Origin of the sequence: Aeromonas veronii (assembly GCF_040215105.1) — a bacterium.
GTDB lineage: Bacteria > Pseudomonadota > Gammaproteobacteria > Enterobacterales > Aeromonadaceae > Aeromonas > Aeromonas veronii_G.
This window is the reverse complement of record NZ_CP157875.1, coordinates 1,072,825-1,086,877: the sequence shown is the minus strand read 5'-3', so window position 1 is coordinate 1,086,877 and position 14,053 is coordinate 1,072,825. Positions and strand designations below refer to the sequence as shown.

General features: G+C 60.5%; 11 protein-coding genes. 2 read left to right on the top strand and 9 right to left on the bottom strand.

Translation table 11 applies throughout. The features are described from left to right. Positions 1–103 precede the first annotated feature (103 nt). From bamA to rpsB, 9 genes are all read right to left on the bottom strand, one after another. The gene (bamA, locus tag ABNP46_RS05205; protein ID WP_349921366.1) at positions 104–2,527 is read right to left on the bottom strand and encodes an outer membrane protein assembly factor BamA; all 2,424 of its coding nucleotides are present in this window, start codon (positions 2,525–2,527) and stop codon (positions 104–106) included. Between the two features lie 34 nt (positions 2,528–2,561). Next, a complete protein-coding gene (gene rseP, locus ABNP46_RS05200; protein ID WP_349921365.1) occupies positions 2,562–3,914 on the bottom strand; it encodes a sigma E protease regulator RseP in 1,353 nt (450 codons plus the stop codon). Between the two features lie 58 nt (positions 3,915–3,972). Next, a complete protein-coding gene (ispC, locus tag ABNP46_RS05195; RefSeq protein ID WP_349921364.1) occupies positions 3,973–5,169 on the bottom strand; it encodes a 1-deoxy-D-xylulose-5-phosphate reductoisomerase in 1,197 nt (398 codons plus the stop codon). Further along, entirely contained in the window at positions 5,169–6,026 is an 858-nt protein-coding gene (locus ABNP46_RS05190; RefSeq protein WP_349921363.1) for a phosphatidate cytidylyltransferase, read from the bottom strand. Before ABNP46_RS05190 ends, ispC begins: the two co-directional genes overlap by 1 nt. A gap of 26 nt (positions 6,027–6,052) precedes the next feature. Then, positions 6,053–6,829, bottom strand: a complete 777-nt coding sequence (gene uppS, locus ABNP46_RS05185) for a polyprenyl diphosphate synthase (protein WP_349921362.1) — start codon at positions 6,827–6,829, stop codon at positions 6,053–6,055. A gap of 72 nt (positions 6,830–6,901) precedes the next feature. Continuing rightward, entirely contained in the window at positions 6,902–7,459 is a 558-nt protein-coding gene (gene frr, locus ABNP46_RS05180; RefSeq protein ID WP_349921361.1) for a ribosome recycling factor, read from the bottom strand. Positions 7,460–7,645: 186 nt separating this feature from the next. Further along, positions 7,646–8,380, bottom strand: coding sequence for a UMP kinase (pyrH, locus tag ABNP46_RS05175; RefSeq protein WP_349921360.1), 735 nt, complete (start codon positions 8,378–8,380; stop codon positions 7,646–7,648). A 71-nt stretch (positions 8,381–8,451) separates the two neighbouring features. Beyond that, positions 8,452–9,333, bottom strand: coding sequence for a translation elongation factor Ts (tsf, locus tag ABNP46_RS05170; RefSeq protein WP_349921359.1), 882 nt, complete (start codon positions 9,331–9,333; stop codon positions 8,452–8,454). 104 nt (positions 9,334–9,437) lie between these two features. After that, entirely contained in the window at positions 9,438–10,166 is a 729-nt protein-coding gene (gene rpsB / locus ABNP46_RS05165; protein WP_005303470.1) for a 30S ribosomal protein S2, read from the bottom strand. Positions 10,167–10,526: 360 nt separating this feature from the next. Here rpsB and map point away from each other — a divergent pair, with 360 nt between their 5' ends. Together map and glnD are read left to right on the top strand one after the other, a co-directional pair. Continuing rightward, positions 10,527–11,315, top strand: a complete 789-nt coding sequence (gene map / locus ABNP46_RS05160) for a type I methionyl aminopeptidase (protein ID WP_349921358.1) — start codon at positions 10,527–10,529, stop codon at positions 11,313–11,315. 52 nt (positions 11,316–11,367) lie between these two features. After that, entirely contained in the window at positions 11,368–14,043 is a 2,676-nt protein-coding gene (gene glnD / locus ABNP46_RS05155) for a bifunctional uridylyltransferase/uridylyl-removing protein GlnD (RefSeq protein WP_349921357.1), read from the top strand. Positions 14,044–14,053 lie beyond the last annotated feature (10 nt).

Sequence of the window (14,053 nt, the reverse complement as noted above, 5' to 3'; positions counted from 1 at the left end):
GCAAGCAGTCTCAAGACCGCCTGTTGCCTGGTGAGGCTCGCCCGTTGCGCGCCCCATCATTGAATACCCCCCACCTGGGTGGGGGGAACATCCGCGCAACTCGTTAGAAGGTGCGGCCGATGTTGAAGGAGAAGACTTCGGTATCGTCCCCTTCGTATTTCTTGAGCGGTTGTGCCAGCACGAACACCAGGGGGCCCATGGGGGAGAGCCACTGCAGGGAGAGGCCGGCGGACATCCGGATATTGCTGGGGTCAGAATAGTCCATCAGATAGTTACAGCCACTGAAGCAACGGTTCTGGTAATCGCTGTAGTCGAACGTGGTGTCCCACACGGTACCGGCATCGATGAAGAAGCTGGTCCGCAGCTGGGGCTGATAGCTCTCGGACGCGAACGGCGTCGGCACTATCATCTCCAGGGAAGCCACCGCCAGGGCGTTGCCCCCCACCGAGCTGTCGGTGCCCTGGATCACGTCGTTACCGCCCAGGTTGTAGTAGTAGAGCGCCTTCGGACCCACGGTGTTGCTCTTGAAACCGCGCAGGGTATCGAAGCCACCGGCATAGTAGTTCTCGAAGAACGGCAGCACATGATCGTAGTCGCCGTTGCTGCCATAGCCGTTACCGTAGGAGGCACGGGCCTTGGCCAGCATGACCCACTGGTGATCCGCATCAAACGGGAAATAATGTGCGTCTTCGGCATTGAGCTTGAAGTACTGCAAGTCCATGCCCGGCACGGTCACCTTGGCGTTGACCCGCTGACGATCCCCCGCAGTCGGGAACTGGCCCTTGTTGAGGGTGGAACGGGTCCAGCCGGCGGTGACGTCGACGGTGTTGAACACCATGCGGTTCTCGCCATCCAGGTTGGACTGGTACACCTTCCAGAACTCATCCACCTGGACATAGGGGTTGGGCTGGGACAGCTTGTTGTTCTCGTAGCCGAGGCTGAAGTCGAGACGGTTGTTCTCGTTGACCGGGAAACCACTGGAGAGGCGGAAGCCGATGGTGGTGTTCTCGTAGTCCACGATGTTGGCGTCGGCCGCGCTGAACTTGTTGTAGTAGAGGCGACCGCCCAGGCTGACCCCGTCGACGGTGAAGTAGGGATCGTTATAGCTGAGATCGATGTTCTTCGAGTAGTCGTTGGTGCTGGCGTTGATACCGATCTTCTTGCCGGTACCCATGAAGTTGTCCTGCTGCAGACCCGCCTGCAGGCTCAGGCCCGATTCGGTGCCGTAGCCGATACCAGCGTTGATGGAACCGGCCGGCTGCTCCTTGACCTTGAAGTCGAGATCGACCTGGTCATCGCTGCCCGCCACCCGCTTGGTGTCCACTTCGGCACTCTCGAAGAAGCCCAGACGGTTGAGACGGGTCTTGGACTGCTCGACGTTGTCGGAGGAGAGCCAGGTGCCTTCCATCTGACGCATCTCGCGACGCAGCACTTCGTCCTTGGTGGTGACGTTGCCGGTGAAGTTGATGTTGCGCACGTAGACACGGGGGCCCGGCTCCACGTTGACGATGAGCTCGACCTCTTTGGTGGCGTCATTGACCTGGGGGAAGGTGGTCACCTTGGGATAGGCGTAGCCGTAACGGCCGAGGAACTTGGAGAGCACCTCTTCGGTGTGGGTCACCTGGCTCGCGGAGTAGACGCTGCCGGCCTCGATGGGGATCAGCCCCTTCATCTCGCCACCGCGATCGATGAGATCGCCCTTGATCTGCACCCCGGAGACCTTGTACTGGTCCCCTTCCTTGATGTTCAGGGTGACGTAGACCCCTTTCTTGTCCGGGGTCATGGAGACCTGGGTGGACTCCTGCTGGAAGCGGATATAGCCGCGGTCCATGTAGTAGGAGCGCAGCACTTCGATGTCGCCCGCCAGCTTCTGTTTCTGGTAGCGCTGGTCTCCGGTAAAGTTCCACCAGGGCACGTCATCCTTGAGGGAGAGCTGGGCCAGCAGCTTCTCTTCCGGGAACACCTGGTTGCCAACGATGTTGATCTGCTGGATCTTGGCCGCTTCCCCTTCCACGAAGGTGAACTTCAGATCGACCCGGTTGCGGGGCAGCGGGGTGACGATGGCCTTGACCCTGGCGGAGTACTTGCCCACGCCGTAGTAGAAGTCTTCGAGGCCCTTCTCGAGGGAGCTCAGCACGGTGCGATCCAGGGGATCCCCGACCCGGATGCCGGAGGACTCCAGGCTCTGGGTCAGCTGCTCTTCCTTGATGTCCTTGTTGCCGGAGAATTCGATGCTGGAGATGGTCGGGCGTTCCTTCACCACGACTTGCAGCACCTGGCCGTCACGGTAGACCTTGACGTCCTCGAAGTTGCCCGAGGCATAGAGCCGCTTGATGGCGTTGGCCAGGGCCACGGAATCGACGGAGTCACCGACCCGGACCGGCAGATTCAACAGGGCGGCGCCCAGGGTCACCCGCTGCAGACCCTCCACCTGAATGTCTTGCACCACAAAAGAGGCAGGGGCCGCCTGAGCCAGGAAGCTGGCTCCCAGCAGGCAACTCAACACCAATGCTTTTTTAACAGCCATTTTGTTCTTATGTGTCCTTGTTGATGCTCTAGCCTCAGAGGCGAGCGAAATCATTAAACAGCGCAATGCCCATCAGTAACATCAGAATGGCGGCGCCTATCCTGAACCCAACTTCCTGAATTTTTTCTGGTACCGGCTTGCCGGTGACTGCCTCGATGAGGAAGTAGACCAAATGGCCCCCATCCAGCACCGGCAGGGGGAACAGATTGATGATCCCCAGGTTGACGCTGATGAGCGCCAGGAAACCGAGGAAATAGACCAGTCCGTAATCGGCGCTGCTGCCGGCGCCCTTGGCAATGGAGATGGGGCCGCTCAGGTTATCCAGCGAGACGATGCCACCGATCAGCTTGCCAATCATGTCAAAGGTCAGCGTGATCAAGCTCCAGGTCTTCTGGAGGCCATGCCACAGGGCTTGCAAAGGCCCATACTGTAACAGAACTCGATACTCATCCGGTAATGGAACCAGTTGCGGCGACAGGCCGACGAAACCGACCAGTTCCCCCCTCACTTTCTTCGCATCCGGGGTCAGGGCCAGGGTCAGCTCGCTGCCTTTCCGCTCCACCGTCACCTGCAATGCCTGCTCCGGAGAGTGCTGCACCCGCTGGACGAACTGGGTCCACTCGGTGATCGCCTCATCCCCTACCCGCTTGATGCGATCCCCGACCTGCAGACCCGCCTTCTCGCTGGCGCTGTTGGGGACGATGGCATCGACCACGGGCAGCACCTTGCCGCCAAGGGGCACGATGCCGAGGCTGCCGATGGGGGACTCTTTGTCCGGATCGAAGGTCCAGCTCTCCAGCATCAGCGTCTTGTCGGTGGCATAGCTGGTATCTGCCGCTTTCAGCTTGAGCTGCACGGAGCTATCACCCAGGTGACTGATGAGGGCGTAGGTCACCGCCTCCCAATCCCCCGTGGTCTCATCCCCCACGCCGACAATTTCCATGCCGGGCAGGACACCCGCCTCGGCCACGATGGAGCCGGGGCGAACCTCGCCAACCATCGGCTTGACGCTTGGGACGCCAATCATGAACATCAGCCAGAAGGCGAACAGGGCAAACACGAAGTTGGCCATGGGGCCGGCCGCGACGATGGCCATCCGCGCCCAGACGCTCTTGTGGTTGAAAGCCTGTTGCTCTTCACCGGGCTTGAGTTCATCGACCCGACCATCCAGCATCTTCACATAGCCACCGAGGGGGATCAGGGCCAGCACGTATTCGGTGCCATCCTTGCCGATACGGCGCCAGATAGCCTTGCCAAACCCGATGGAGAAGCGCTCCACCTTGACGCCGCAGCGGCGGGCCACCCAGAAGTGGCCGAATTCATGGACCGCAACCAGCAGTCCGAGGGCGACGATGAAGGCCCCGATATTCCAGAGAACCCCGCCCATCAGTGCGCCACCCCGGCGTCATGGGCGCGGCGGGATGGGAACGACAGTTGCATTCCAATCATCGAGCAAGCTCCTTAATCAGTTGCTGGGCACGGGCACGGGCCACAGTGTCCAGCGCAATCAGATCGTCCAGGGAGGTGGCGGGGCTGTTGCCCAGGGCTCCCATGATGGACTCGTTGACTCTGGCAATATCCATAAATCCGATCCGCTCTGCAAGAAAAGCCGCGACGCTCTCCTCATTGGCGGCGTTGAGGGAAGTCGTCGCCGCCTGTCCCTGCGCACAGGCGGTCATGGCCAGTGCCAGGCAGGGATAGCGTTCATAGTCCGGACGAATAAAGCTGAATTCTCCGACACTGAAGAAATCCAAAGGTTCAACACCGGACTCAATCCTGGCCGGATATGCCAGGGCGTGGGCGATGGGGGTGCACATGTCGGGATTGCCGAGCTGGGCCAGCACGGAACCATCTTTGTACTGCACCATGGAGTGGATGACCGACTGGGGGTGGATCACCACCTGGATCTGCTCGGGGGCGGCATTGAACAGCCAGCGCGCCTCTATGTATTCGAGTCCCTTGTTGATCATGGTGGCGGAATCCACCGAGATCTTGGCCCCCATGGACCAGTTCGGGTGAGCGACCGCCTGGGCCGGAGTGACCCGATCCAGCTCGGCGATATCGGTATAACGGAAGGGGCCGCCGGAGCCGGTCAGCAGTATCTTGCTGATGCCGGCCCCCGCCAGATCGCAGAAACCGGGCTGGCGCTGGATATCCTCTGGCAGGCACTGGAAGATGGCATTGTGTTCGCTGTCGATGGGCAGCAGGGTGGCACCGCAATCGCGCACCGCCTCCATGAAGAAGGCCCCGGACATCACCAGCGCCTCCTTGTTGGCCAGCAGGATGCGCTTGCCCGCCCGCACGGCGGCCATGGTAGGCGCCAGTCCGGCGGCGCCGACGATGGCCGCCATGACGCTATGGGCGTCGGGGTGGGCGGCCACGTCGCACAGGGCGGCCTGGCCGGACAGCACCCGGGTGGCGCTGCCATGGGTCTTGAGGCGCTCCGCCAGCTCGCGTGCCGCGCCCGCATCGACCATGACGGCGAAGCGGGGGGAGAATTCGAGACAGTCTCGCAGCATGATATCCACGCTGCGGGCCGCCGTCAGCGCCAGCACCTGCCAGCGCCCCGGGTTCTGTCGCAGTACCTTGAGGGTGCTCTGACCGATGGAGCCCGAGGCTCCCAGGATCACCAGGTTGGACATTAGAACTCCTGACTGAGAAGCAGATAGCTGAGCAAGAAGACCGGCAGCGCCGCCGTCAGGCTATCGATACGATCGAGGATGCCGCCATGGCCCGGCAGCAGGGTGCCGGAGTCCTTGATGCCTGCTTCGCGCTTGAACATGCTCTCGGTGAGATCGCCGAGCACGGAGGCCAGCACTGCCAGCAGGGAGCAGAGCAACACCACCCCCATCTTGGCGGGCACGAAGCCCATGAACCAGGTGACACCGACCGCCAGCAGGCTCGCGGTAAACAGGCCGCCCAACATGCCCTCGATGGTTTTACCCGGGCTCACCGCCGGCGCCAGCTTGTGTTTGCCGAATGCCTTGCCGAAAAAATACGCGCCAGAATCTGCCGCCCAGACCAGTCCCATGACGAACAGCAGGATCCAGGCCCCCATCATGGGGTCGTGATAGAAGTTGTAGCCACGGATGGCCACCAGGGACCAGAAGAAGGGCACCAGGGTGACCAGGCCAAACAGGGACTTGAGCCAGATGGACTTTTGCCACAGCTTGGCGCTCTGGGGGTAGCGCAATACCAGCAGCAGCCCCAGCAGCCACCAGCTGACCGCGGTCCAGAGTACCCCCATCAGCAGGGGATGCAGCTGCGGGATCCAGAGTTGCTCCACCGGCACCCAATACAGGCTGGCGCCGAGCAACAGGCAGAACACCAGCGGCAACCATTGCTGCGGCTGGGCAGAGACGAAGGCGCTCCATTCACGGCTGGCCAGCACGAAGACCAGGGCGGCCAGCAGGGCGAAGAATTTCAATGGCAGAAAAAACAGTGCCCCCAACACCAGGGGTACTAGCAGTAATGCGGTAATAATTCGTTGTTTTAGCAAAAGAACCTCTCTCTTGGGAGCGGGATTTAGCCGGTCTGGTGCTCGGCGATCAATGCCCGTATCTGTTCACCCGTGCACCCGAAGCGACGCTCGCGGGCCACGAAGGAGGCTACCGCCTCACTGAACTCGGCCTCGTTGAAATCGGGCCACAATACCGGAGTAAAATAGAGCTCGGCATAGGCCAGCTGCCACAGCACAAAGTTGCTGATGCGATGGTCGCCACCGGTGCGGATGAGCAGGTCCACCGGCGGCAGACCGGCCATGCAGACCTGGTCGGCCAACATCCCCTCGTCGATCGCCTCCGCATCCAGCTCACCGGCGGCCACGGCGCGGGCCAGCTTGCGAGCAGCCTGGGCGATGTCCCACTGACCACCATAGTTGGCGGCAATGTTGAGGGTCAGCCCCTGATTGGCGGCAGTCAATGCTTCCGCCTTGGCAATCTTGGCCTGCAACCGTTCGCTGAAACGGGCGGTATCGCCGATCACCTTGAGACGGATGCCGTTGCTGTGCAACTTGGTCACCTCGCGTCCCAGCACCGTCATGAACAGCTCCATCAGGGCGTTCACCTCCCCTTCGGGACGGCGCCAGTTCTCGCTTGAAAACGCAAACAACGTCAGCGCCTCCATCTGGGCGCGGGCGGCGAAGGTCACGGCTTCACGGACGGACTTCACACCCGCCTTGTGGCCCGAGACCCGCATCTTGCCGCGGTTTTGAGCCCAACGACCGTTTCCATCCATGATGATGGCAACGTGACGAGGCAAGGACGAGCTGGCGCTATCGCCCAGCGCTGCCAAAAGCGACATTCATTTCTCCCACAAAGACAAAAGCGCCGTGCAGGGGCACTACACGGCGCTCGTAATATACCTGTCGGAGGCTTAGATTTCCATTAGCTCCTTTTCCTTCGCAGCCAGCGCTTCGTCTACCAGCTTGATGAAGGAATCGGTGAGCTTCTGGATCTCTTCCTGGCCACGACGGTCGTCGTCTTCGGAGATCTCTTTGTCTTTGAGCAGGGACTTGAAGTCGGCGTTGGCATCACGACGGATGTTGCGCACCGCAACCCGGGCACCTTCCGCTTCGGCGCGGACGATCTTGGTCAGATCGCGACGACGCTCTTCGGTCAGCGGCGGCAGGGGCACGCGCAGGGTCTGGCCGTTGCTGGAGGGGTTCAGGCCCAGATCGGAGGTCAGGATGGCTTTTTCCACCGCCTGGATCATGGAGCGATCGAAGATGGAGATGGAGAGCGTACGGGCATCTTCCGCCACGACGTTGGCCAACTGTTTCAGAGGAGTGGCGGCACCGTAATACTCCACCTGGATGCCGTCGAGCAGGCTCGGGTGAGCACGGCCGGTACGGATCTTGGACATCTGGGTTTTGAGCGATTCTACGCTCTTGGCCATGCGGTCCTTGGCGTCGTTTTTAATCTCGTTGATCACAGTGTTTTCCTTTTGGCGAACGAGCCGGTACGCGGCTCGTGTCTATCTTATTGACTGGCGTAATGGATAAGCACGCCTAATGACCCAGGTTATCTTATTAGCTGGTGTCATGAGCAAGTGCACAGGGTTGCCCACTCTACCCGATTGGCCAGCCATGGATAAGAAAGTCCGATGACTGACGCTATCTTACTTGCTGGCCTGATGGATCAGGGTGCCTTCCGGCTCACCCATGATGACACGGCGCAGGGCACCCGGCTTGTTCATGTTGAACACCCGGATCGGCAGATCGTGATCACGGGCCAGGGTAAAGGCTGCAAGATCCATTACCTTGAGTTCTTTTTCAAGAACTTCATCATAACTCAGTTCGTGATACAGCACGGCATCCGGATTCTTGACCGGATCGTCGGTGAACACGCCATCGACCTTGGTCGCTTTCAGCACCACGTCGGCTTCGATCTCGATGCCGCGCAGGCAGGCTGCGGAGTCGGTGGTGAAGAAGGGGTTGCCGGTACCGGCGGAGAAGATGACCACCTTGCCGGCGCGCAGCTGGCTGATGGCTTCGGCCCAGCTGTAAGAGTCACAGACCCCCTGCAGGGAGATGGCCGACATCAGGCGGGCATTCACATAAGCACGATGCAGGGCATCACGCATGGCCAGGCCGTTCATGACGGTCGCCAGCATGCCCATGTGGTCACCCACCACGCGGTTCATGCCCGCCTTGGCAAGACCGGCGCCACGGAACAGGTTGCCGCCACCGATGACCAGACCAACCTGAACACCCAGCTCAACCAGCTCTTTGATCTCTTGGGCCATCCGTTCCAGCACCGCCGGATCAATGCCAAAACCCTCGGATCCTTGCAGGGCTTCACCACTCAACTTCAGAAGAACACGTCTGTATGCAGGCTTGGGATTGGTACTCATGTCACTGATTCCTGGTCATATAAAGACCGCGACATAAGTCGCGGTCTGGGGAAACGGAAAAACCGGTTCGATTAGGCCTTCTGAGCGGCCGCGATCTGGGCTGCTACTTCAGCAGCGAAATCGGTCTCTTGCTTCTCGATGCCTTCGCCCACTTCGAAACGGGTGAAGGAGACAACGTCAGCGCCTTCTTTCTTCAGCAGATCGGCAACAGTGATGGACGGATCCTTCACGAAGGGTTGACCAGTCAGGGAAACCTCACCGGTGAACTTCTTCATGCGGCCTTCAACCATCTTCTCGGCGATGTCTTTCGGCTTGCCGGAGTTGATGGCGATGTCGATCTGGATTTCGCGCTCTTTGGCAACGACTTCGGCAGACACGTCTTCCGGCTTGACGAATTGCGGGCTGTTGGCAGCAACGTGCATGGCCAGATCTTTGGCCAGCTCGGCGGTACCACCGGCCAGCTTGGTGATAACACCGATGCGGGAACCGTGTACGTAGGTACCCAGGTTGTCACCTTCAACCAGCATCACGCGACGCAGGTTCATGTTCTCACCGATCTTGGCGATCAGGTTGGTGATGGTCAGCTCAACAGACTCACCGTTACCGAAGTCGGCCGCCTTCAGGGCGTCAACGTCAGCAATTTTCTGGGTCGCGGCGATGTCGGCGATCTTCTGGCCCATGGCCATGAAGCTGGCATCTTTGGCGACGAAGTCGGTTTCGCTGTTCAGCTCGATCATGGCGGCAACGTTGCCTTCGGTACGGGCGAAGATCACGCCTTCAGCGGCGATACGGCCCGCTTTCTTGGCGGCCTTGGCCTGACCGGATTTACGCATGTTCTCGATGGCCAGCTCGATATCACCAGCAGCTTCTTCCAGTGCTTTTTTGCAATCCATCATGCCAGCGGCGGTGCGCTCGCGCAGTTCTTTTACCAGGGCGGCAGTAACGTTAGCCATGTCCAGTATCCTCGGTCTTGATTTGACAAGAAACAGGGGCCACAAGGGCCCCTGCTAACCAATTACATCAGCTTGGTTAATAAGGGCTTTTCAGTCCTTACTAATTACTCAGCTTCAACGAAGCCATCTTGTTCGGCTTGAACAACGATGTCCTGAGCGCGAGCTTCCAGTACGGTGTCAGCGGCAGCATTCAGGTACAGCTGTACGGCACGGATAGCATCGTCGTTACCCGGGATGACGTAATCAACGCCGTCCGGGTTGGAGTTGGTATCAACGATGGAAACTACCGGGATACCCAGGTTGTTGGCTTCTTTGATAGCGATGTGCTCGTGGTCGGCATCGACAACGAACAGAACGTCAGGCAGGCCGCCCATGTTCTTGATACCACCCAGGCTCTTCTCCAGCTTTTCCATTTCGCGAGTACGCATCAGCGCCTCTTTCTTGGTCAGCTTGTCGAAGGTACCGTCTTGGCTCTGGGTTTCCAGATCCTTCAGACGCTTGATGGACTGACGAACGGTTTTCCAGTTGGTCAGCATGCCACCCAGCCAGCGGTGGTTCACATAGAACTGGTCGCAACGCTCAGCGGCTTCTTTAACGGCTTCAGACGCGGCACGCTTGGTACCTACGAACAGTACCTTGCCCTTCTTGGCAGCTACGGAGCTGATGAAGTTCATGGCATCGTCAAACATCGGAACGGTTTTTTCCAGGTTGATGATGTGAACTTTGCTGCGGGCGCCGAAGATGTAGGACTTCATTTTCGGGTTCCAGTAACGAGTCTGGTGACCGAAGTGAACGCCGGCTTGCAGCATGTCGCGCATAGAAACTTTAGCCATTTTATACCTCTGTATTGGGGTTAGGCCTCCACACATCCCATGTAACCGACCCCAAAGGGGCACCCCGGTACAGGTGTCGATGTGTGTGTGTTGTTTAAGTAAGGGTGATGGAGCGAGGAACAAGTTCCCCATTCCGGCGCGCTTTATACCATAAGTTTGCATGGGATACCACCGGCCGCCTGCCTAAAAATCCCCCTGTCTGAACCGGGGTGCGACCGCTGGCTGACGTTGGGATGACGATCACACTGGAAGTGAACGGGGGTTGGGGATAAAATTTTGTCCTGATTGCAAACGCATCTATTTTTCATTACCTGGCTGGGTCATCCCGCGATGAGAGGCCAGGGTCGCAAGAGAGAATCCATGTCCATCACCATCAAGACTCCCGAAGAGATCGAAAAAATGCGCGTTGCCTGCCAGCTGGCAGCCGATGTGCTGGTCATGATCGCCCCCCATGTAAAGGCTGGCGTGACCACGGATGAGCTCAATACCCTGTGCCACGACTTCATCGTCAATGTGCAACAGGCCGTCCCGGCGCCGCTGAACTACCACGGCTTCCCCAAGTCCATCTGCACCTCGGTGAACGATGTCATCTGTCACGGCATCCCCAACCACAAGAAGCTGCGGGAAGGGGACATCCTCAACATCGACATCACCGTCATCAAGGATGGCTACCACGGCGACACCTCCGCCATGTTCATCGTCGGCCAGACCACGCCCCTGCGTCGTCAACTGTGCAAGGTGGCTCAGGAGAGCCTCTACGCCGCCATCAAGCGGGTCCGTCCCGGCATGTGCATCACCGAGATCGGCGCCGTGATCCAGCCCATCGTCGAGCAGGCCGGTTTCTCTGTGGTCCGTGACTACTGTGGCCACGGCATCGGTGCCGAGTTCCACGAAGAGCCGCAGATCCTGCACTACCGCAACGGCGGCAAGCAGGAGCTCAAGCCCGGCATGTGCTTCACCATCGAGCCCATGGTCAACAGCAAGAAGTATCACTGCCGCATCAACCCGAAAGATGGCTGGACGGTGACCACCAAGGATGGCGGCGACTCCGCCCAGTGGGAGCACACCCTGCTGGTGACCGAAGACGGTTGCGAGGTGATGACCCTGCGCCCCGATGACACTATCGACCGCTTCATCAAACACGGTTAACATCAAACCCCGGCCCATGCCGGGGTTTGTGTTTTCAAGACGACGAGATGCCATGGACGCCAGCCTGCTTTCCCCCCACCTGTTGCCCGACGATCAGCTCAGCCGCGAGAACTGCAAGGAGTACCTCAGCCGCTTTCTCACCTGGTTGCACGCGCGTTTCGATGCCGGCGACAACATCATCGAACTGGTGGCGACCCGCTCCGAATACATGGATGCACTGCTGACCCGCTTGTGGTGCAAGTTCGGCTTCGACAAGACCCCCCTCACCCTGATTGCGGTGGGCGGTTATGGCCGCGGCGAACTGCACCCCCACTCCGATATCGATCTCCTGATCCTCTATGAAGGGGACGAGCTCGACGAGGTGCTGGGGCTGCGCATCGGCGAGTTCATCACCCTGCTGTGGGATCTCAAGCTGGAGGTGGGGCAGTCGGTGCGCAACGTGAGCGAGTGCATCGAACAGGGCCGGGCCGACATCACGGTCGCCACCAACCTCATCGAGGCCCGCTACATCACGGGTCGTCTGGCTGGCTTCGAGCAGTTGCAGGCCGCCACCCAGCCCCAGCATTTCTGGCCGAGCGAGGAGTTCTTTCGCGCCAAGCGCGAGGAGCAGACACTGCGTCACCGGCAGTTCCTCGGCACCGCCTACAAGCTCGAGCCGGATCTCAAGAGCAATCCGGGTGGCCTTCGCGACATCCAGACCCTGGCCTGGGTCGCCCGCCGCCACTTCGGCGCCACCACCTTGTTCGAGATGACCAGCCACGGGTTCCTCAACCGCGCCGAATACCGCGAGCTGCTCGACTGCCAGAATTTCCTCTGGAAGGTGCGCTTCGCCCTGCACATGGCCATCAACAAGGGAGACAACCGTCTGCTGTTCGACAGGCAGCGCACCGTGGCCCAGATGCTGGGCTTCGAGGGCGAGGGCAACGGCCCGGTCGAGCAGATGATGAAGCGCTTCTACCAGACGGTGCGCCGGGTGGCGGAGCTCAACGAGATGCTGCTGCAGCTGTTTGACGAGGCCATTCTCGGCAATACCGCCATGGACGTGCGCCGCATCAGCGACGAGTTCCAGCTGCGTGGCCGCCTCATCGACGCGGTGGACTCCGAGCTGTTTGGCCGGGATCCCGCCGCCATATTGCGACTTTTCTACCAGATAGCCCAGCACCCCGACATCGCCGGCATCCACTCCGCCACCCTGCGCCAGCTGCGCGAAGCCAGACGCACCCTCAGTTGCTGGCTGCAGGACTTGCCCGAATGCAGGCGCCTGTTCATGGCGCTGCTGCGCCACCCCAATGGCATCGGCCGACCGCTCACGCTCATGCACAAGTACGGGATCCTGGCGGCCTATCTGCCCCAGTGGAACCTCATCGTCGGCCAGATGCAGTTCGACATGTTCCACGCCTACACGGTGGACGAGCACACCCATCGGCTGCTCCAGAACATCCATCGCTTCGCCAACCCAGCCAGCCGCCAGACCCACCCACTCTGTCACGAGGTGTTCACCCAGTTGCGCAAGCCGGAGCTGCTCAGCATCGCCGCCCTGTTCCACGACATCGCCAAGGGCCGGCGCGGGGATCACTCCGAGCTCGGCGCCGTGGATGCCCTGGAGTTCTGCCAACTGCACGGGCTGGATCGCTACGAGAGCCGCCTGGTGGCCTGGCTGGTGCGCCATCACCTGCTGATGTCGGTCACCGCCCAGCGACGGGACATCTATGACCCCGAGGTGGTGACCGATTTTGCCCAGAAGGTGCGGGACGAATTGCACCTCGACCTGCTCTACTGCCTCACCGTGGCGGACATCTGCGCCACCAACGACACCCTCTGGAACGACTGGAAGGGCACCCTGCTGCGGGAGCTCTACTTCGCCACCCAGAAGGCGCTGCGCCAGGGGCTGGAGAATCCGCCGGACATGCGCCTCAAGATCCGCGAAAACCAGCGTCAGGCCAAACAGATCCTGGCCCAGCGGGAGGTATCAGAAGAAGCCGTCAACACCCTCTGGAGCGACTTCAAGGCCGACTACTTCCTGCGCCACAGCCCGGAGCAGATCGCCTGGCACTGCCGCAAGATCATCGAGCACGGGGACAACCCGGCCCCCCTCGTCACCATCGGCAAGCACAGCACCCGGGGTGGCAGCGAGGTGTTCATCTATTGCCGCGACACCCCGAACCTGTTCGCCACCGTGGCCTCGGCGCTGGATCAGAAGAACCTCAACATCCACGACGCCCAGATCATGAATTCGCGCACCGACTATGTGCTCGATACCTTCATCGTCTTGGAGCCCACCGGCGACCCCATCAGCCCGAACCGCACCGCCACCATCAAGAAGGCGCTGGAGAAGGCGCTGCAGGAGCCGGGCAAGCTGGTGCTGCGCAGCAAGCCCCTGTCCCGGCGCCACCGCCAGTTCAGCGTGCCGACCCGGGTGGTGTTCCTGCCCCACAAAGGGGAAAACCGCCACACATTGCTGGAGCTGACGGCGCTGGATACCCCTGGTCTCCTGGCCCGCATCGGCGCCGTGTTCCAGCAGTGCGGCCTCTCCTTGCATGCGGCCAAGATCACTACCATCGGCGAGCGGGTAGAGGATTTCTTCAGCCTCACCACCCTCGCCGGGGAGCCCCTGACCCCGTCCGAGCAGCAAGCCCTGGAGGAGCGGCTGGTCAATCAGCTCAACCCCTCGGAGAACGGAGATGACGGCACCGAGGAGGGTCTCGGCAGGCGCCATATTTCGTTCTGATTTATCAGTC

Coding starts and splice junctions, on each gene's coding strand:
- bamA (WP_349921366.1), bottom strand. CDS start 2,527: ATGGCTGTTAAAAAAGCATTGGTGTTGAGTTGCCTGCTGGGAGCCAGC.
- rseP (WP_349921365.1), bottom strand. CDS start 3,914: ATGGGCGGGGTTCTCTGGAATATCGGGGCCTTCATCGTCGCCCTCGGA.
- ispC (WP_349921364.1), bottom strand. CDS start 5,169: ATGTCCAACCTGGTGATCCTGGGAGCCTCGGGCTCCATCGGTCAGAGC.
- uppS (WP_349921362.1), bottom strand. CDS start 6,829: ATGTCGCTTTTGGCAGCGCTGGGCGATAGCGCCAGCTCGTCCTTGCCT.
- pyrH (WP_349921360.1), bottom strand. CDS start 8,380: ATGAGTACCAATCCCAAGCCTGCATACAGACGTGTTCTTCTGAAGTTG.
- tsf (WP_349921359.1), bottom strand. CDS start 9,333: ATGGCTAACGTTACTGCCGCCCTGGTAAAAGAACTGCGCGAGCGCACC.
- rpsB (WP_005303470.1), bottom strand. CDS start 10,166: ATGGCTAAAGTTTCTATGCGCGACATGCTGCAAGCCGGCGTTCACTTC.
- map (WP_349921358.1), top strand. CDS start 10,527: ATGTCCATCACCATCAAGACTCCCGAAGAGATCGAAAAAATGCGCGTT.
- glnD (WP_349921357.1), top strand. CDS start 11,368: ATGGACGCCAGCCTGCTTTCCCCCCACCTGTTGCCCGACGATCAGCTC.